General features: G+C 63.0%; 18 protein-coding genes. 9 read left to right on the forward strand and 9 right to left on the reverse strand.

Annotated features, from left to right (window positions below):
- Positions 1-45: 45 nt before the first annotated feature.
- From LB559_RS30880 to LB559_RS30910, 7 genes are all read right to left on the reverse strand, one after another.
- The gene (locus tag LB559_RS30880; protein ID WP_027163286.1) at positions 46-3,033 is read right to left on the reverse strand and encodes a 2-oxoglutarate dehydrogenase E1 component; all 2,988 of its coding nucleotides are present in this window, start codon (positions 3,031-3,033) and stop codon (positions 46-48) included.
- Between the two features lie 126 nt (positions 3,034-3,159).
- Positions 3,160-4,062: a succinate--CoA ligase subunit alpha gene (gene sucD / locus LB559_RS30885; protein ID WP_063173365.1), complete on the reverse strand. Its 903-nt coding sequence runs from the start codon at positions 4,060-4,062 to the stop codon at positions 3,160-3,162.
- A gap of 41 nt (positions 4,063-4,103) precedes the next feature.
- Positions 4,104-4,475: a cupin domain-containing protein gene (locus tag LB559_RS30890; protein ID WP_013528848.1), complete on the reverse strand. Its 372-nt coding sequence runs from the start codon at positions 4,473-4,475 to the stop codon at positions 4,104-4,106.
- A gap of 4 nt (positions 4,476-4,479) precedes the next feature.
- Positions 4,480-5,673 carry an ADP-forming succinate--CoA ligase subunit beta gene (sucC, locus tag LB559_RS30895; RefSeq protein WP_024504973.1) on the reverse strand — a complete coding sequence of 398 codons (1,194 nt, stop codon included), beginning with the start codon at positions 5,671-5,673 and terminating at the stop codon, positions 4,480-4,482.
- Positions 5,674-5,716: 43 nt separating this feature from the next.
- A complete protein-coding gene (gene mdh / locus LB559_RS30900) occupies positions 5,717-6,685 on the reverse strand; it encodes a malate dehydrogenase (protein WP_013528846.1) in 969 nt (322 codons plus the stop codon).
- Positions 6,686-7,054: 369 nt separating this feature from the next.
- A complete protein-coding gene (gene zapE / locus LB559_RS30905; RefSeq protein WP_224675753.1) occupies positions 7,055-8,254 on the reverse strand; it encodes a cell division protein ZapE in 1,200 nt (399 codons plus the stop codon).
- Positions 8,255-8,419: 165 nt separating this feature from the next.
- Entirely contained in the window at positions 8,420-8,959 is a 540-nt protein-coding gene (locus LB559_RS30910) for a protease inhibitor Inh/omp19 family protein (RefSeq protein WP_013528844.1), read from the reverse strand.
- 279 nt (positions 8,960-9,238) lie between these two features.
- On the opposite strand from LB559_RS30910, the gene LB559_RS30915 reads away from it, so the two are divergent.
- The 8 genes from LB559_RS30915 (at position 9,239) to LB559_RS30950 (ending at position 16,567) form a co-directional block, all read left to right on the forward strand.
- Positions 9,239-10,258 (forward strand): MBL fold metallo-hydrolase, encoded by a 1,020-nt coding sequence (locus LB559_RS30915; RefSeq protein ID WP_224675754.1) that lies wholly within the window; start codon positions 9,239-9,241, stop codon positions 10,256-10,258.
- 82 nt (positions 10,259-10,340) lie between these two features.
- The gene (locus LB559_RS30920; RefSeq protein ID WP_013528842.1) at positions 10,341-10,502 is read left to right on the forward strand and encodes a DUF1328 family protein; all 162 of its coding nucleotides are present in this window, start codon (positions 10,341-10,343) and stop codon (positions 10,500-10,502) included.
- A 96-nt stretch (positions 10,503-10,598) separates the two neighbouring features.
- Positions 10,599-11,483: a diaminopimelate epimerase gene (dapF, locus tag LB559_RS30925; protein WP_224675755.1), complete on the forward strand. Its 885-nt coding sequence runs from the start codon at positions 10,599-10,601 to the stop codon at positions 11,481-11,483.
- Positions 11,483-12,796 (forward strand): tRNA (N(6)-L-threonylcarbamoyladenosine(37)-C(2))-methylthiotransferase MtaB, encoded by a 1,314-nt coding sequence (mtaB, locus tag LB559_RS30930; protein ID WP_013528840.1) that lies wholly within the window; start codon positions 11,483-11,485, stop codon positions 12,794-12,796. The genes dapF and mtaB overlap by 1 nt, the downstream gene beginning before the upstream one ends.
- Positions 12,797-12,808: 12 nt before the next feature.
- Positions 12,809-14,614, forward strand: a complete 1,806-nt coding sequence (gene ftsY, locus LB559_RS30935) for a signal recognition particle-docking protein FtsY (protein ID WP_224675756.1) — start codon at positions 12,809-12,811, stop codon at positions 14,612-14,614.
- A 61-nt stretch (positions 14,615-14,675) separates the two neighbouring features.
- On the forward strand, positions 14,676-15,350 hold the full coding sequence (locus LB559_RS30940) for a septation protein A (protein ID WP_013528838.1): 675 nt from the start codon (positions 14,676-14,678) through the stop codon (positions 15,348-15,350).
- Positions 15,351-15,375: 25 nt separating this feature from the next.
- A complete protein-coding gene (locus tag LB559_RS30945) occupies positions 15,376-15,996 on the forward strand; it encodes a pyridoxamine 5'-phosphate oxidase family protein (protein WP_024504968.1) in 621 nt (206 codons plus the stop codon).
- 40 nt (positions 15,997-16,036) lie between these two features.
- On the forward strand, positions 16,037-16,567 hold the full coding sequence (locus LB559_RS30950) for an NADPH-dependent FMN reductase (RefSeq protein ID WP_224675757.1): 531 nt from the start codon (positions 16,037-16,039) through the stop codon (positions 16,565-16,567).
- A 208-nt stretch (positions 16,568-16,775) separates the two neighbouring features.
- Here LB559_RS30950 and LB559_RS30955 read toward each other — a convergent pair whose 3' ends face one another.
- Together LB559_RS30955 and LB559_RS30960 are read right to left on the reverse strand one after the other, a co-directional pair.
- The gene (locus LB559_RS30955; RefSeq protein WP_013528835.1) at positions 16,776-16,982 is read right to left on the reverse strand and encodes a tautomerase family protein; all 207 of its coding nucleotides are present in this window, start codon (positions 16,980-16,982) and stop codon (positions 16,776-16,778) included.
- Between the two features lie 76 nt (positions 16,983-17,058).
- A complete protein-coding gene (locus tag LB559_RS30960) occupies positions 17,059-17,979 on the reverse strand; it encodes an SMP-30/gluconolactonase/LRE family protein (RefSeq protein ID WP_013528834.1) in 921 nt (306 codons plus the stop codon).
- Between the two features lie 259 nt (positions 17,980-18,238).
- Here LB559_RS30960 and LB559_RS30965 point away from each other — a divergent pair, with 259 nt between their 5' ends.
- Complete coding sequence (locus LB559_RS30965) at positions 18,239-18,406, forward strand: hypothetical protein (RefSeq protein WP_013528833.1); 168 nt, start codon at positions 18,239-18,241, stop codon at positions 18,404-18,406.
- Positions 18,407-18,487: the final 81 nt, after the last annotated feature.

Here is an 18,487-nt window from a genome sequence, read left to right on the forward strand (position 1 = left end):
TGCCTGTCCGTTTTCTTTCGGTTCTGTTGTTCGCCCAGATCTTCTCTATTCACCAAGCGCGTCTTCGAGCAAGGCGGCGAGTTGGGCGAGATGCTTCGACATCAGTCCGGTCGCCGGCGAGGCGGCGGCCGGACGGCCGGTGTAGCGCACCCGCTGATGCTTGGCGTCGATATGCGCCAGCACCCATTCCAGATACGGGTCGATGAACGACCAGGCGCCCATGTTCTTGGGCTCCTCCTGGCACCACACCATCTCGGCATTGCGGAACCGCGACAGTTCGGTGATCAGCGCCTTGGCCGGGAACGGGTAAAGCTGCTCGACGCGCAGCAGATAGATGTCGTTGATGCCGCGCTTTTCGCGCTCCTCATAGAGGTCGTAATAGACCTTGCCCGAACACAGCACGACGCGGCGGATCTTGGAATCCTTGACCAGCTTGATCGCTTGTCCGGAAAGCAGCTGCGCATCGTCCCACAGCAACCGGTGGAACGAGCTTTCGCCCGAAATTTCCGGCAGCGTCGACACCGCCCGCTTGTGGCGCAGCAGCGACTTCGGCGTCATCAGAATCAGCGGCTTGCGGAAGTCGCGCTTCAGCTGCCGGCGCAATATGTGGAAGTAGTTGGCCGGCGTGGTGCAGTTGGCGACTTGCATGTTGTCTTCGGCGCAAAGCTGCAGGAAGCGTTCGAGCCGGGCCGAGGAATGTTCCGGACCCTGGCCTTCATAGCCATGCGGCAACAGGCAGACGAGGCCCGACATTCTGAGCCACTTGCGTTCGCCTGACGAGATGAACTGGTCGAACACCACCTGGGCGCCGTTGGCGAAGTCGCCGAACTGCGCTTCCCACAAGGTCAGCGCCTTGGGCTCGGCCAGGCTATAGCCGTATTCGAAGCCCAGAACCGCCTCTTCCGACAGCATCGAGTTGATGACTTCATAGCCGGCCTGAGCCGCCGACAGATTGTTGAGCGGGATGTAGCGGGTCTCGTCGCGCTGGTCGTAGAGCACGGAATGGCGCTGCGAGAAGGTGCCGCGTTCGGAATCCTGCCCCGACAGGCGGATCGGATTGCCGTCGAGCAGGATGGCGCCGAAGGCCAGCGCCTCGGCCGTCGACCAGTCGATGCCTTCGCCGGACTCGATCGCCTGGCGGCGGTTTTCGAGGAAACGGATGATCGTCTTGTGCGCCTCGAAATCCTTCGGCACCTCGGTCAGCTTCCTGCCGATTTCCTTCAGTGTCTTGACCGGCACGGCGGTCTTGCCGCGCCTTTGTTCGTCCTGGTTGTCGGCAGTGCGCAGGCCCGACCAGGCGCCGTCGAGCCAGTCAGCCTTGTTGGGCTTGTAGTGCTGGCCGACTTCCCATTCGGATTCCAGATGCGCCCGCCAGTCGGCCTTCAACTGGTCGAGCTCGGCCTGGGTGAGGTGACCCTCGGCGATCAGCCGGTCGCCATAGATCTGCACCGTCGTCTTGTGGTTGCGGATGTTGCGGTACATGATCGGCTGGGTGAAGGCCGGTTCGTCGCCCTCATTGTGGCCGAAGCGGCGATAGCAGAACATATCGACCACAACAGGCTTGAAGAACTTCATGCGAAACTCGATCGCCACCTTGGTGGCGTGCACCACGGCTTCCGGGTCGTCGCCATTGACGTGGAAGATCGGTGCTTCGATCATCTTGGCGACGTCGGACGGATAGGGCGAGGAGCGCGAAAAGCGCGGGTTGGTGGTGAAACCAATCTGGTTGTTGATGATGAAATGCAGCGTGCCAGCGACGCGGTGGCCGCGCAGGCCGGACAGGCCGAGGATCTCGGCGATCACGCCCTGACCGGCGAAGGCGGCATCGCCATGCAGCAAGAGCGGCAGCACCTTGGCGCGCTCTTCCAGCGGCACGATTTCCTCGCGGCTGCGGCCGAACAGATAATCCTGCTTGGCGCGCGCCTTGCCCATCACTACCGGATCGACGATCTCCAGATGCGAAGGATTGGCGGTCAGGGACAGATGCACCTTGTTGCCGTCGAACTCGCGGTCCGACGAGGCGCCGAGATGGTACTTGACGTCGCCCGAGCCTTCGACCTCATCGGGTGCCGCAGAGCCGCCCTTGAACTCGTGGAAGATGGCGCGGTGCGGCTTGGCCATCACCTGGGAGAGCACGTTCAGCCGGCCGCGATGCGCCATGCCGAGCACGATTTCCTTCATGCCGAGCTGGCCGCCGCGCTTGACGATCTGCTCCAGCGCCGGGATCAGCGCCTCACTGCCATCGAGGCCGAAGCGCTTGGTGCCCTTGTACTTGACGTCGATGAACTGCTCGAAGCCTTCAGCCTCGACCAGCTTCTGCAGGATCGCCTTCTTGCCGGCGGCGGTGAAGGTGATCTCCTTGTCGGCACCCTCGATGCGCGCCTGGATCCAGGCCTTTTCCTCAGGGTCGGAAATATGCATGAACTCGACGCCGAGCGTGGAGCAATAGGTGCGGGTCAGGATTTCCAGCATCTGCCGGATGCTGCCGAATTCAAGCCCCAGCACATTGTCGAGGAAGATCGGCCGGTCGTAATCGGCTTCGGTGAAGCCGTAGTTTTCCGGCGACAGCTCGTTGTAGTCCTCGAGCGGCTTGGCGATGCCGAGCGGATCGAGATTGGCGTGCAGATGGCCGCGCATGCGGTAGGCGCGGATCATCATGATGGCGCGCACCGAATCGCGCGTCGCCTGGTGCACGTCGGCGTCGGACAAGACGACGCCATTGGTGACCGCCTTGTCCTTGACCTTCTTTTCGATCGTCTTCTCGACGATGCCCCAATTGCCGTCGAGCGCCGACACCAATTCGCCATTGGCCTGCAGCGGCCAGGAGGGCTTGGCCCAGGAGGCGCCCTTGGCGTTCCTGCGCACATCGCCGGAATCGTCTTTCAGCCCGGCGAAGAACTCCTGCCATTCGGGATTGACCGAGGCTGGATCGTCCTCATAGGCGGCATAAAGCGCGTCGATGTAATCGGCATTGCCGCCATAGAGGAAAGAGGTGAGCGAAAATTGGTCGTTGGCCTGATCTTGTCTTGCCATTTTTGTCCGCGGAGCCCGGCTCCGTCTCCTGTTTTTGGAGGGGAGTAGGGGAATAAGGGTAGGGGAGTAGGGCTTTTTGCCGCTGCTATTTTCCCTACTGCCCTACTCCCTTACTCCCCTATTCCCTTACCCTTTGATCGCTTCGACCAAGGTCGTGCCCAGCCTTGCCGGCGACGGCGAAACTTTTATCCCGGCCGATTCCATTGCCGCGATCTTGTCTTCGGCGCCGCCCTTGCCGCCGGAGATGACCGCGCCGGCGTGGCCCATGGTGCGGCCGGCCGGCGCCGTGCGCCCGGCGATGAAGCCGGCCATCGGCTTCTTGCGGCCCCGCTTGGCTTCGTCCTTGAGGAACTGCGCGGCGTCTTCCTCGGCCGAACCGCCGATCTCGCCGATCATGATGATCGACTTGGTCTCCTCGTCGGCGAGGAACATCTCGAGCACGTCGATGAACTCGGTGCCTTTGACGGGGTCGCCGCCGATACCGACGGCGGTGGTCTGGCCGAGGCCGACATTGGTGGTCTGGAACACTGCCTCATAGGTAAGCGTTCCCGACCGCGAAACAACGCCGACCGAGCCCTTGCGGAAGATGTTGCCGGGCATGATGCCGATCTTGCATTCGTTGGGGGTGAGCACGCCCGGGCAGTTCGGGCCGATCAGCCGCGAGGTCGAACGGTCGAGCCTGGCCTTGACCCTGATCATGTCCATCACCGGTATGCCTTCGGTGATGCAGATGATCAGCGGGATCTCGGCCTCGATCGCTTCGAGGATGGCTTCGGCGGCGCCTGCCGGCGGCACATAGACGACGGACGCATTGGCACCGGTCTTTTCCTTGCCCTCGGCGACGGTGGCGAAGATCGGCAGGCTTTCGCCCTTGGCGCCGGTCCAGGTCTCGCCGCCCTTTTTGGGATGGATGCCGCCAACCATTTTCGTGCCGTGATAGGCCAGCGCCTGCTCGGTGTGGAACGTGCCGGTCTTGCCGGTCAGGCCCTGCACCAGCACCTTGGTATTCTTGTCGACGAGGATGGACATGGGAGCCCTTTTCTAAAAACCGTTGATCGAGGGAAACATGGTCAGAGCCGCTTCAAGTCGGCGACAGTGAGGTCGCTCTTGGCGTTGCCGGTGTTGAGCGTCGTTGCCGGCTCGAACATCAGCACCACGGGCTCAACGGTGAGCGAGCGCGGCCGGTGCTCGACGCCGCGCGGCACGACGATGAAATCGCCCTCGCCGAGTTCGACCGGGCCGTCGCGGAAATCGATGGCAATACGCCCACGCAGCACGAGGAAGGCTTCGTCCTCATTGTCATGCGCGTGCCAATCGAAGACCTCGCCGAACTTGGCGACCTTCGCCTGGCTGTCGTTGACGTCGCCGGCGATATGCGGATCGAAGACCTTCTTGATCTTTTGATCCGCAGCCTCGACCAGGTTTATCTTATGCGGAGGCACCAGATCAGCCCTTCACCGCCGCCACGATCTTCTTGGCTGCATCGTCGAGATCGTCGGCAGACACGACGTTGAGGCCGCTGTCGTTGATGATCTTCTTGCCCAGCTCGGCATTGGTGCCTTCCAGGCGCACCACCAGCGGCACTTCCAGGCCGACTTCCTTGACCGCGGCAATGACGCCCTCGGCAATGATGTCGCACTTCATGATGCCGCCGAAGATGTTGATCAGGATGCCCTTGACCGCCGGATCCCTGGTGATGATCTTGAACGCCGCCGTCACTTTTTCCTTGGACGCACCGCCGCCGACATCGAGGAAGTTGGCGGGTTCGGCGCCATAGAGCTTGATGATGTCCATCGTCGCCATGGCAAGGCCGGCGCCGTTGACCATGCAACCGATATTGCCGTCGAGCGCGACATAGGCGAGGTCGTATTTCGACGCCTCGATTTCCTTCTCGTCCTCTTCGGTGGTGTCGCGCAGTTCGAGCACGTCGGGGTGACGGAACAGCGCGTTGTTGTCGAACGACACTTTTGCGTCGAGCACGCGCAGCCGGCCGTTCTTCATGACGATCAGCGGATTGACCTCGAGCAGGCTCATGTCCTTCTCGACGAAGGCCTTGTAGAGGATCGGGAACAGCGTATCGCCGTCCTTGGCCGCATCGCCGTCGAGCTTGAGCGCGCCGTTGAGCGCCTTCAGGTCGGCTGAAGTGACACCTTTTTCCGGGTCGATGGCGACGGTGATGATCTTTTCCGGCGTGTCATGGGCGACCGCCTCGATGTCCATGCCGCCCTCGGTCGAGACGACGAAGGCAATGCGGCCGACCGAACGGTCGACCAGGATCGACAGATAGAGCTCGCGTTCGATGTCGGCGCCGTCTTCGATATAGAGGCGGTTGACCTGCTTGCCGGCCGGGCCGGTCTGCTTGGTCACCAGAGTGTTGCCCAGCATCTCGTTGGCGTTGGCGACGACATCGGCCACCGATTTCGCCAGCCGCACGCCGCCCTTGGCGTCCGGGCCGAGCTCGGTGAATTTGCCCTTGCCGCGGCCGCCGGCATGGATCTGGCTCTTCACCACATAGAGCGGGCCCGGCAGCGCCTTGGCGGCGGCTTCCGCTTCGCTCGCCTTGAACACCGGCACGCCTTCGGCCACCGGCGCGCCGAACGACTTCAGCAGTGCCTTGCCCTGATACTCATGGATGTTCATCTGTATGGTCTCCGGATCGACTGGGGGTTCACTTACTGGAGATTCATTTGGAGGCGAGTTGCGGCGCGATCTTGACGCAGGCCTCGGTCAGGCCCTGCACCGTCGCCACGGAGGAGTCGAACATCTTCTGCTCGCTCTTGTTGAGCTCGATCTCGATGATGCGCTCGACGCCGCCGGCGCCGATCACCACGGGAACGCCGACATAGGTATTCTTGACGCCATACTGGCCGGAGAGATACGCCGCGCAGGGCAGCACGCGCTTCTTGTCCTTGAGATAGGCTTCGGCCATCGAGATCGCCGAAGCGGCCGGCGCGTAATAGGCCGAGCCGGTCTTGAGCAGGCCGACGATCTCGGCGCCGCCGTCGCGGGTGCGCTGCACGATCTGGTCGAGCTTCTCCTTCGAGGTCCAGCCCATCTTGATGAGGTCGGGCAGCGGAATGCCCGATACCGTCGAGTAGCGGATCATCGGCACCATGGAATCGCCGTGGCCGCCGAGCACGAAGGCGGTGACGTCCTCGACCGAGACCTTGAATTCCTCGGCCAGGAAATAGCGGAAGCGCGCGCTGTCGAGCACGCCGGCCATGCCGACGACGTGGCTGTTGGGCAGGCCTGAGAATTTCTGCAGCGCCCAGACCATGGCGTCGAGCGGGTTTGTGATGCAGATGACGAAAGCCTTCGGCGCATACTTCTTCAGCCCGGCGCCGACCTGCTCCATGACCTTGAGGTTGATGCCCAAAAGGTCGTCGCGGCTCATGCCGGGCTTGCGCGGCACGCCGGCGGTGACGATGCAGACGTCGGCGCCTTCGATGCCGGCATAGTCGTTGATGCCGGTGAGCCTGGAGTCGAAGCCATCGACAGGCGACGACTGCGCGATATCGAGCCCCTTGCCCTGCGGGATACCTTCGGCAATATCGAACAGCACCACGTCGCCGAGGTCCTTGAGGCCGATCATGTGAGCGAGCGTGCCGCCGATCATGCCAGAGCCGATAAGCGCTATCTTGTTGCGTGCCATGTGAGGATGTTTTCCCTTTGTCGGTGACGACGTCTCAAATCTCTGTGACTTGATGGCGGCGTCGAAGAAGAGGCCGGAATGCTGCGGGGAACCGCGAATTTTCGCCGCACCCAATAGCCCCGGCACGGAAAAAATTCAAACGATTATTTTGGCGTTAGTGTTTTCAATCGGTTAGATCATTTGGGATTTACGTAAACGTCAAAGTTTGTAAGCCGACTTGGGAGGAAATAACCGACGAAGATGGAAATCGTAAGGCTGAATGCGGGTAATGACGCCCTTGTGATGCGGGTGGCCGAGGAGGTTCGAGTTGTAGACGTTGGCATGACAGAGGGGGGGCAAAGGATCGCTACCGACGCATTCCCTGGAAATTCAGGCCTGCGCCTGCTGTGCCTCTGGCGCCGGCTTCCCTTTCTGCCGCTCCGCCCAATCCTCCAGCCAGTCGCGACTTTGCATCTCGATCAGCCGCGATGCGGTGCGCTCGAACTCGAAGACCTCCACGCCGCGCTTGGCGGCATAAAGCGCTTGCGGCGGCGCTTCGGCGCTCACCACCAGCCGCACATGATGGTCGTAGAGCGTGTCGATCAGAAGGATGAAGCGTTTGGCCTCGTTGCGCTTGCCTTCGCCGAGCACCGGGACGTGGTCGATGAAAATGGTTGAGAAGCGCCCGGCGATCGCCAGGAAATCGCGCGCGCCAAGCGGCTTTTCGCAGAGATCGGCGAAGGAGAACCGCGCCGCATCGCCTGCCGCACGCGGCACGATCACCTGCCGCCCTTTGAGGGCAATCGATGTCTCGGCGGTCGGCGCGTTGCGCGTCATGGCTTGCCAGGCCTCGTCGAGTAGCTGGTCCGCCGCCGCATCGGCCGGCGTGACATAGACCGGTGTCCGGGCGAGCTTTTCCAGCCGGTAGTCCTTGTCGGCATCGAGCGCCAGCACCTGTGTGTGCCGCTCCAGTATGCCGATGAAGGGCAGGAAAAGCTGACGGTTCAGCCCGTCGCTGTAGAGGTTTTCCGGCGCCACATTCGAGGTGGCGACCAGCACCACACCGCTGGCAAACAGCGCCGAAAACAACCTGGACAGGATCATCGCGTCGGCGATGTCGGTGACCGAGAACTCGTCGAAGCACAGCACCCAGGCTTGCTCGGCAAGGGCCTTGGCCACCGGCGGGATCGGGTCGTCCTGCTTGACATCGCCGTTCTTGCGCGCCTGCCGGTGCTTCTGGATACGGTCCTGCACGTCCGCCATGAAGTCGTTGAAGTGGACGCGGCGCTTGCGCCGCACCGGCAGCAACTCGAAGAACATGTCCATCAGCATGGTCTTGCCGCGACCGACGCCGCCATGGATGTAGAGGCCTTTGACGGCCTCATGCGTCTCGCGCTTGCGGGCGAACAGCCAGCCCAGCGCGCTCGACTTATGCGCCAGCCGCTTGGCCGAAATCTCATCGGTCAGCAGGTCGAGCGCCGCAACGATCCGTTCCTGCGCCGGATCGCGGTCGATCGTACCGGTTTCCACCAGATGGTAGTAGCGCTGCCTGACGGTCGCATGGGTCTGGAGGCCGTCACGCAGATGCATCGGTCACGTCATTTGTTTATGCATGTCGCTGTCCCGAAACCGGGTCACTTCTGCGCGACATGCATTCGGAGGACTAAAGCGGTCGTGTCTGAACGGATTCAGACGACCCGCTTTAGATCTTTGTTTTCCCAAAACCGCGGCCACTTTTGGGCGACATGCGTTAGCCTACCTTGTAAGCGAAATCGGCTGGCCGTTGGAAGTCTGGCCGTCGAATTTCGAGCCGCCCGAGGAATAGAGCCGCGCCAGCGCACCGCCACTCTCGTCATAGAGCGTCAGCTGCTTGCCGGCGACGTTCCACGACTTGACGCCGTCCATCGGCGCCGGGCAATGCAGCGGCCCGGCGCGGAAGCCGGCGCCGAATTTGGTCTGCGGTGTCGCCACCTTGCAGCTCTGGCCCGCAACGCTGGCGTTCCAGACACCGGCGACGCTGGCGGCAGTCACGTCCGAAGCGCCGGCCGGCGCCGAACCATCCGAAGGCAGCGCGGCAACCTGCGTGTTCGCAGGAGCGGTCGGGAATTGAGACGGGTCGGTGGTGCCGGGCGATGCCGGCGGCGGCAGTTGGTTCGCCGTCACCTTGCCGGCGGGCGCGGCCTCCAGCGGTGCCGGCTGCTGGTCATCCATCGAGGAGAAACGCGAGGTCGAACAGCCGCTCGCAACGAGCGCCGCCAGCGATACGGCCACCAGACCGGTTTTCGAAAAAGTCATTCCAACCTCCGTCGGATCCGGCTGGGGGGAAGCCGTCCGCACAATCTCACCCCCACCAAGATGGAGAAGGTGGCGAAATTTCAACCCGATATGGTTAAAATACAGTTTGCAGCAAGAATTGTTGCAAATTTATCGCAATCGCGGCGGCTGACCGCTTGTCGCGCGTCGCCTGGGGATCCGGTCAAAGCAGTGCAGCGCCGACATTCGACGGTTGGACGCTTGCGCGAGCCGCCTTAGCGCCTATGTCTGGAAAACGAAACACCTGCCGGAGCCGCAAAATTGGCCGCGAGAAAGACAGCCGCCAATCGCTATTATAGCGGCCCGCCCAGCGACCATTTCGACGGCGCATTGTTCTTCAATCCCGACGGCCAGCCACCCGGCCGTTTCGCCGACCTGCTGAAATGGCAGTTGAATGGCCAGCGCTCGAAATGGCCGGCGAGCGATGCAAGCCCCTTTCCGCAGGCGAAACCGACGGCTCGGGTCGAGGGCGCCGCGCTGAAAGTGACCATGGTTGGCCATTCCACCTTGCTGGTCCAGACGGCCGGTCTGAACATCCTTACCGATCCGGTGTGGTCGCTGCGCGCCTCGCCGCTTTCCTTCGCCGGACCAAAACGCATCAATGCGCCAGGCATCGCCTTTGCCGACCTGCCGCCGATCGATCTCGTGCTGGTCAGCCACAACCACTATGACCATCTCGACCTCGCCACGTTGAAGCGGCTGAAGGCCGGCCACGACCCGCTGGCGCTCACTCCGCTCGGCAACGACGCCATCATCGAAGCCGCCGTGCCCGGCATGCGGCTGTCGGCGCATGACTGGGGCGACAGGGTCGAGATCGGCGACGGCGCCGCCGTTCATGTCGAGCCGGTGCATCACTGGTCGGCGCGTGGCGCCCGCGACCGGCGCATGGCGCTCTGGGCCGGCTTTGTCGTCGAAACGCCTGACGGCAAGCTCTATTTCGCCGGCGATACCGGCTTCCACGATGGCATCAACTACCGGCTGATGGCCGAGAAACATGGCGGTTTCCGCTTCGCCATCCTGCCGATCGGCGCCTATGAGCCGCGCTGGTTCATGGCGCCGCAGCACCAGAATCCCTGGGAAGCCGTGCAAGGCATGACGCTGTGCAACGCCGCCCATGCCGCCGGCTGTCACTGGGGCACCTTCCAGCTCACCGACGAGCCGATCGACGAGCCGGCGCGCAAATTGACCGAGGCGCTTGACGATCGAGGCATCCCACGCGAGCGCTTTCGCGCCTTGCGGCCGGGCGAGGTCTGGGATGTGCCGGAGCACATAGCGCCCTGATCCGCATCGGTTCGACGGAACCCCAGCGCTGCAACCGCGTTTTCATGTGGTTGAAATATTTGCCGGTTTGCGAGGCATTGTCATGCTCAAATGGATTATCATTCTCCTGATCGTCGCCGCGGCGGCGAGCTTGCTCGGCATGCCGGCACTGGCAGGTGCCGCGGCCACCGGTGCGCGTATCCTTATCGGCATCGTTCTGATCATCTTCCTGCTGGTGGTGCTGGGCATTTTCGCCGTCACGTAAGTCCGGCGCTTTCGCCGAGACCAAGCGGCTGCGCACTGGTAATTCCTGCCCGTTTCCGCCATATAGCGCCAAACGGACACGGAATTTTTCGGAGCAATGGCCAGCACTGCCCCTTTCGCCAAGATGAACGGCATCGGCAACGAGATCATCGTTGCCGATATGCGTGGCCGTGCCGATCGGGTGACGGCGGCGGCGGCGATTGCGCTGAACGCCGATGCTGCGACCAGCTTCGACCAGATCATGGCGATCCATGACGCCAGGACGTCTGGCACCGCCTTTTTCATCGACATCCTGAATTCCGATGGAACCGGTGCGCAGGCCTGCGGCAATGGCATGCGCTGCGTCGTCCAGGCGCTCGCCGCCGAGACCGGCCAGAAGATCTTCACCTTCGAGACCGTGGCGGGCATCCTCAATGCGCGCGAACACGCCGACGGTTCGATCTCGGTCGACATGGGCACGCCGCGCTTCGGCTGGCAGGATATCCCGCTGGCCGAGGAATTCCGCGACACCCGCATGATCGAGCTGCAGATCGGCCCGATCGACGCCCCCGTGCTGCATTCACCCTCGGTCGTTTCGATGGGCAACCCGCACGCGATCTTCTGGGTCGACAACGACGTCTGGTCCTACGAGCTCGACCGCTTCGGTCCGCTGCTCGAGAACCACCCGATGTTCCCCGAGCGCGCCAACATAACCATCGCTCAGGTTACTTCGCCCGAAACCATGATCATCCGCACCTGGGAACGCGGCGCCGGCCTGACCAAGGCCTGCGGTTCGGCCTCCTGCGCGGCCGTGGTGGCCGCGGCCCGCACCAACCGGACCGGCCGCAGCGTCAGTCTGTTGACGCCAGGCGGCGGCACGCTGCATGTCGAATGGCGCGACGATGACCACGTGGTCCTGACCGGCGCCGCCGAATGGGAATTTTCCGGCAACTTCGACCCGTCGATCGGGACATGGGCCCGCGACACTGAAAGCGCGGCCTGATGTCCGCTCTGCCCAAGAGCCCGGCGTCCCCGGGGATCGATGTCGTCACCTTCGGCTGCCGGCTCAACACCTATGAATCGCAGGTGATGCGGCGCGAGGCTGAAAGTGCGGGCCTCGGCGCGTTGGAAGGTGGCGCCGTGATCTTCAACACCTGCGCCGTGACAGGCGAAGCAGTGCGCCAGGCCAAGCAGGCGATCCGCAAGGCGCGCCGCGACAACCCGCGAGCCCGCATCATCGTCACCGGCTGCGCCGCGCAGACCGAGCCTGAAAAATTCGCCGCCATGGACGAGGTCGATCTCGTGCTTGGCAATGAAGAGAAGCTGAACGCGAATTCCTACCGCGCGCTGCCGGATTTCGGCGTCAACGACACCGAGAAGGCGCGCGTCAACGATATCTTTTCGGTGCGCGAGACCGCGGGTCACATGGTCGACGCCATCGAGGGCCGCGCACGCGCCTTCGTCCAGGTGCAGAACGGCTGCGACCACCGCTGCACCTTCTGCATCATTCCCTACGGCCGCGGCAATTCGCGCTCGGTGCCGATGGGCGCCGTGGTCGAGCAGGTCAAGCGGCTCGCCGGCAACGGCTATGCCGAGATCGTTCTGACCGGCGTCGACATGACTTCATTCGGCGCCGACCTGCCGGGCGCGCCGAAGCTCGGCAAACTGGTGAAGACCATCCTGAAACAGGTGCCCGATGTTAAGCGCCTGCGGCTGTCGTCGATCGATTCCATCGAGGCCGACGACGATTTGCTCGACGCCATCGCCACCGAGCCCCGGTTGATGCCGCATCTGCATCTTTCGCTGCAGTCGGGCGACGACATGATCCTGAAGCGGATGAAGCGAAGGCATCTGCGCGATCAGTCGATCCGCTTCTGCGAGGATGTGCGCAAGCTGCGCCCCGGTATCGTCTTTGGCGCCGACATCATCGCCGGCTTCCCGACCGAGACCGACGAAATGTTCGAGAACTCGGAGAAAATTGTCGAGGAGTGTGGCCTGACCCATCTCCACGTCTTCCCCTTCAGCCCACGCGAAGGCACGCCTGCCGCGCGCATGCCGCAGCTCCGCCGCGAGGTGGTCAAGCAGCGCGCCGCCCGGCTGCGCGCCGCCGGTGAAGTTGCTTATGTCAGGCATCTGTCGTTGCTCACCGGTACGCGTCAGTCGATCCTGATCGAGCGAGACGGCCTTGGCCGCACCGAGGGTTTTACGCTTGCCGCACTCGGCACGGGCGCACCGGGTGAGATCGTCGAGGCCGATATATCGGGCCACGATGGTACCAGGCTGATCGCGGCGCCGCTTGCCGCCCGCGCCGCCTGAGAAACGCAAAGCATGGCTGGTTTTTTCAAGAAGATATTTTCGTTCGGCAAGAAAGAGGTGGTCGAGGAACGGATCGACGAGACCGCCCCGCTACCGCCGATCAAATGGGAAGCACTCGATGCGCTGAAGCCGGCGGCCGAACAGGTCGTCCCGGAGTTCTTGAAGCGCGACGAGCCGCGGCCCGAGGCAGAAACGACGCCGACGGTCGAGCCGGAGGTAATTCCTGCGCCGGAACCGGCGCCTGTCGAGGAACCGGTGCCCGCGCCGGAGCCGACCATCCCGCCAGCACCGGAGCCGACTGTTCCCTCCGAGCCGGAACCTCTGCCGGAGCCCGCGCCGAAAGAAGAACCGGCGCCCGCGCCAGAGACTCCAGAGCCGCCGGCGCCCGAGGAAGTTCCGCTCACCCCTGCGACTCCCGAACCCACGCCCGAACGGCAGCCGCAAGAAGTCCCAGCGCCGGCGCCGGCCGAACCGGAGATCGTCCCGTCACGCCCGGAAAAGCGGCCGGAGCCGGCCCCGGTCGAAGTGCCGACGCCGGCCGAGGTTCCGGCAGAAACACCAGCGCCGATCGAGGTGCCCACACCGGCGCCGTCCCCTCTTCAGCCGTCTTCAAAGGCCGGCGCCGCCCCTCATCCGCCTGCCGGCACCTTCTCCCCGTATAGCGACGGGGAGAAGGAAGAAGTTTCAGCGCCGACGCCCGAAGCACCCGCCGCCGAAATCGCACCTCCCATTCGCCAGCCTGCGCCGATCGAATCGCAGCCGGTCATTGCGGAAATTGCGCCCGAGCCGCAGCCTCTTCCACCACCCGCGCCGGAGCCGAAAGCCGCCCCCGGCAAGGTGACCGTCACCAAGAAGGTCGAGCAGAAGGCCGAGCCGCAAAAGGCGCCGGAGCCGGCACCGAGGCGCTCTTGGTTCCAGCGCATGAAGGACGGGCTTGCCCGCTCGTCCAAGGAACTGACCGGCAACATTGCCGGCGTCTTCACCAAGCGCAAGCTGGACGAAGAGACTTTGCAGGACCTGGAGGATGTGCTGATCCGCGCCGATCTCGGCATGGAGACGGCCTTGCGCGTTACCGACGCGCTGGCCGCCAGCCGCTACGGCAAGGACGTTTCCGACACCGAGGTCCGCGCCATCATGGCGGCCGAGGTGGAAAAAGTGCTGACCCATGTCGCCATGCCGCTGGAGCTCGACCTCTCGCACAAGCCGCATGTCATCCTGGTGGTTGGCGTCAACGGCACCGGCAAGACCACCACCATCGGCAAGCTCGCCGCCAAGCTGACCGATGGCGGCCTGTCGGTCATGCTCGCCGCCGGCGACACGTTCCGCGCGGCAGCCATCGAGCAGCTGAAGATCTGGGGCGAGCGGACGAAATCGCCGGTCATCGCCTCCAAGCTCGGCGCCGATGCCGCCGGCCTTGCCTATGATGCATTCGAGCGGGCGAAAGAGGCCGGCTCCGACGTGCTGATCATCGACACCGCCGGCCGTCTGCAGAACAAGACCGAACTGATGGCCGAGCTCGAAAAGATCGTCCGCGTGCTCGGCAAGCTCGATCCGGAAGCGCCGCACACCGTGCTGCAGACGGTCGACGCCACCACCGGCCAGAACGCGCTCAACCAGGTCGAGATCTTCCGCAATATCGCCGGCGTCAACGGCCTGGTGATGACCAAGCTGGACGGCACGGCGCGCGGCGGTATTCTGGTGGCGATCGCGGCAAAGCACAAATTGCCGGTCTATTTCATCGGCGTCGGCGAACAGGTCGACGACCTCGAACCTTTCTCAGCAAGCGAATTCGCCAGGGCGATCGCTGGAGTAGCTTAACAAGCATGTCCCAAAAAGGTGCAGACTTTTTGGATCAGATCATGCGTAAGAAAGAGATTCCATGAACCCACCCATTCTCGAACGCGATCCGTCGGACCCGCAGAAGCAGAAGAAGGAAGGCGTCAATCCGCTGCTCAAGCTGGTGCTGGAGCTGGGTCCGTTGATGGTGTTCTTCTTCGCCAATGCGCGCAGCGGATGGCTGGTGCAGAAATTCCCTGTTCTGGCCGAGTTCGGCGGGCCGATCTTCGTCGCCACCGGCCTGTTCATGGCCGCCACGGCAATCGCGCTGATCGCCTCGTGGCTGCTCACCCGCACCTTGCCGATCATGCCGATGGTGTCGGGCGTCGTCGTCTTCATTTTCGGCGCGCTGACGCTCTATCTGCAGGACGACATCTTCATCAAGATGAAGCCGACCATCGTCAACACGCTGTTCGGCGGGGTGCTGCTCGGCGGCCTGTACTTCGGCAAGTCGCTGCTTGGCTATGTCTTCGATTCAGCCTTCAGCCTCGACGCTGAAGGCTGGCGCAAGCTGACCTTCCGCTGGGGCCTGTTCTTCCTGTTCCTGGCCATCGTCAATGAGGTGGTGTGGCGCAATTTTTCCACCGACGCCTGGGTTACTTTCAAGGTCTGGGGCATCATGCCGATCACGCTTCTGTTCACCTTCAGCCAGATGCCGCTGATCCTGCGCCATTCGCTGGACGACAAGACCGGCAAAGAAGAGAAGGCCGGGAAATAGAGCCTGCAAATAAGGGGAAAGGGCCATGGAATTCGTCACCACGCGCGACCAGTTGAGGACGATCTACAAGACGCCACGGCCGACCGACGGTTCTATCCGCAAGGAGCTGAAAAAACTTGACGGCCATTGCCGCTCCTTCATCGGCAAGAGCCCATTCGTGCTGATTGGCTCGTCCGACGGTGCCGGCAATGCCGACGTGACGCCGAAGGGCGACAAACCGGGCTTTGCCACCGTTCTGGACGACACCACCATCGCCATTCCCGACCGGCCCGGCAACAACCGGCTCGACACGCTGGAAAACATCCTCGTCAATCCCTCGGTCGGGCTGCTCTTCCTCATCCCCGGCATGAACGAGACGCTGCGCGTCAACGGCGATGCCCGCATCACCGTCGACGCAAATCTTCGCGAACGGCTCGCCGTCGACGGCAGGGAGCCGCAAAGCGTTGTCGTGGTCAGCGTCAAGGCGGCCTACATGCACTGCGCAAAAGCCTTCATGCGCTCGGATTTGTGGAAGCCGGAAACCTGGTACGACCGCGCGACGCTGCCGACGCTCGGCCAGATCATGCGCGATCAGCTGGCGGTTGCCGATTCCGCCGAGGCGACCGACCGCTGGCTCGACGAGGAATACAAGAAGACGATGTGGTAGTTTTTGCGGCCGCGATTCGCGTCTGGACCGATTCCATACCTTGCTGAACATCCTTGCCATTTCCGGCAGCCTGCGCGCGGCCTCCACAAATTCGGCGCTGATCGCCGCACTGGCGCGCGAAGCGCCGTCCGGCTGCCGCGTCACCGTCCATGACGGGCTTGGCCGTTTGCCGATCTTCAATCCCGACGATGAAGGCGAGCGGACGCCGCTCGAAGCCTCCAAGCTGATCGATGCCGTCAGTCGAGCCGACGGCCTGATCGTCTCCTGTCCGGAATATGCCCATGGCGTGCCGGGCGGGCTGAAGAACGCGCTCGACTGGCTGGTCTCGCGCGATGCCGCCGTCGCCAAGCCCGCCATGCTGGTACACGCCTCGCCGCGCTCGCTGTTCGCCCGCGCCGCATTGGCCGAGATCATGCGCACCATGTCGTTCGCGCTTTACGACGATGTGCTGGAGATCGCCCTGCTCGGCAGGAAGCCGCCGGAGGTGGCGGGCATCCTGGCGGCGCCGGCGAACCGGCAGGCGATGCATGATGCACTGAATGCCTTCGCGGAGTTTATCCGCTCGCATTGAGCGGCGGCCTCTCTTCCTTCTCCCCTTGTGGGTCTAAAGGACGGGGCGAGACCCGTTGCTCGCCCCAGGGTGGTGGCCTCGCGAAGCGAGGTCGGATGAGGGATGTTCCAGCTTGGCACCGACGGCAATCCGTCACCCACCCCTCAACCGTCTCGGCGCTGCGCGCCGATCCACCTCCCACAACAAGGGGAGAAGGAAAGATCGCGCACTACCCCTTTCGCAGCGTCTCCACATCGGTCTTCCCCACGTACCAATCGCGGGCATTGACCTCTTCAAAAACCACCCAGACATCGTCGTTGCTCAGCCCGGTGGCGTCCATGATGGCCGCGGTGACCTTCTTGGCGATATCCGCCTTCTTGCCCGCCGGATCGGCGGCGATCACTTCCTTGACGATGCGGATGTTGACGAATGGCATTTCTTGTCCTCCCGGGGATGTTCGTGCTCACGACCCGCTTCGATGAAACCGTCGAACGGTCGCCAGTGTTCAACTCTCAGTATGTCTTGGCGCCGTTGACCATCAGCCGCACCATGTAGAGCGACGTGGTGCCGGCGATGTAGAGGCAATTCAGCTTGTTACCGCCGAACACGCAATTGGCGGTGACTTCCGGCACCTTGACCTTGCCGATCAGCGTGCCGTCCGGATCGTAGCAATGGATGCCGTCGGCGGCACTGGTCCAGATGCGGCCGTCCTCGTCGAGCCTGAAGCCGTCGAACAGGCCGGCGGTGCAGTCGGCGAAGACTTTTTCGCCGGAGACTTTCTTGCCGCCCTTGCCGACATTGAACACCCGCATATGCGCCGGATTCTGCGCGCCATGCGTGCGGCCGGTATCGACGACATAAAGCTTGCTCTCGTCCAGCGAGAAGGCGAGGCCGTTGGGCCTGACCATGTCGGTGATGACGGCTTCGACCTCGCCGGTGCCGGGATCGACCCGGTAGACGTGGCAGGCGCCGATTTCGCTCTCAGCCCTGTCGCCCTCATAATCCGTATCGATGCCGTAGCTTGGATCGGTGAACCAGATGGAACCGTCGGATTTCACCACCGCGTCGTTGGGCGAATTCAGCCGCTTGCCTTTCCATTTGGCCGCGATCGTGGTGACCGAGCCGTCGAACTCGGTGCGGCTGACGCGGCGGCCCGAATGCTCGCAGGTGATCAGCCGGCCCTGCCGGTCGACGGTGTTGCCGTTCGAGTTGCCGGACGGCTGCCGGAAGACGCTGACATTGCCGTCGGTCTCGTCATAACGCAGCATGCGATTGTTGGGGATGTCGGACCAGACGACATAGCGGCCGGCGGCGAACCAGGCCGGCCCCTCCGCCCACTGGCATCCGGTGAACAGCTTCTCGACCTGCGCGTTGCCGTTGAACAGGCGCGCGAAGCGCGGATCGAGAATTTCATAATAGTCTGCGGCCGCCATGCTTTCCTCCCGGCATCAATGACAGGGATCAAGCCAGCCGGAGGGACAGAAGGCAATGTGGGTAAGCACAGTGTCCCACAAAAGATCGCTTGCCGGCTCTGCGCATGACGTTAGCGCCGCATTAACCGGCTATGCGTCCAGCGCAATGGTGCATTGCAACATCTTCTTTTTGCAATGCACCATTACTATGTCATGCTTCGTATCGATCAAGGGAGGAAGAAACCGCCGCCGAAATGCGGCGCCAAAAAGGAACCTTGCTATGATCCTCGACAGTCTCATGACCCGCGCTCGCAACAGCATTGCCAAGCGCAAGCACTACAACCGCCTTGTCGCCGAAATCGACAGCTTTTCCAGCCGCGATCTGGCCGACATGCGCGCCGACCGCTCGGAAATGCTCTACCAGATCCACAAGCAGATCTACGGCTGATCTCAAGCCCGATAAGACGCGCCGCCAAGGTGCGTTGAGATTCAGATCAGGCCGAGTCGAAAACGGTGGTTTCCGAGAACC

Source organism: Mesorhizobium sp. BR1-1-3 (genome assembly GCF_020165455.1).
GTDB lineage: Bacteria > Pseudomonadota > Alphaproteobacteria > Rhizobiales > Rhizobiaceae > Mesorhizobium > Mesorhizobium ciceri.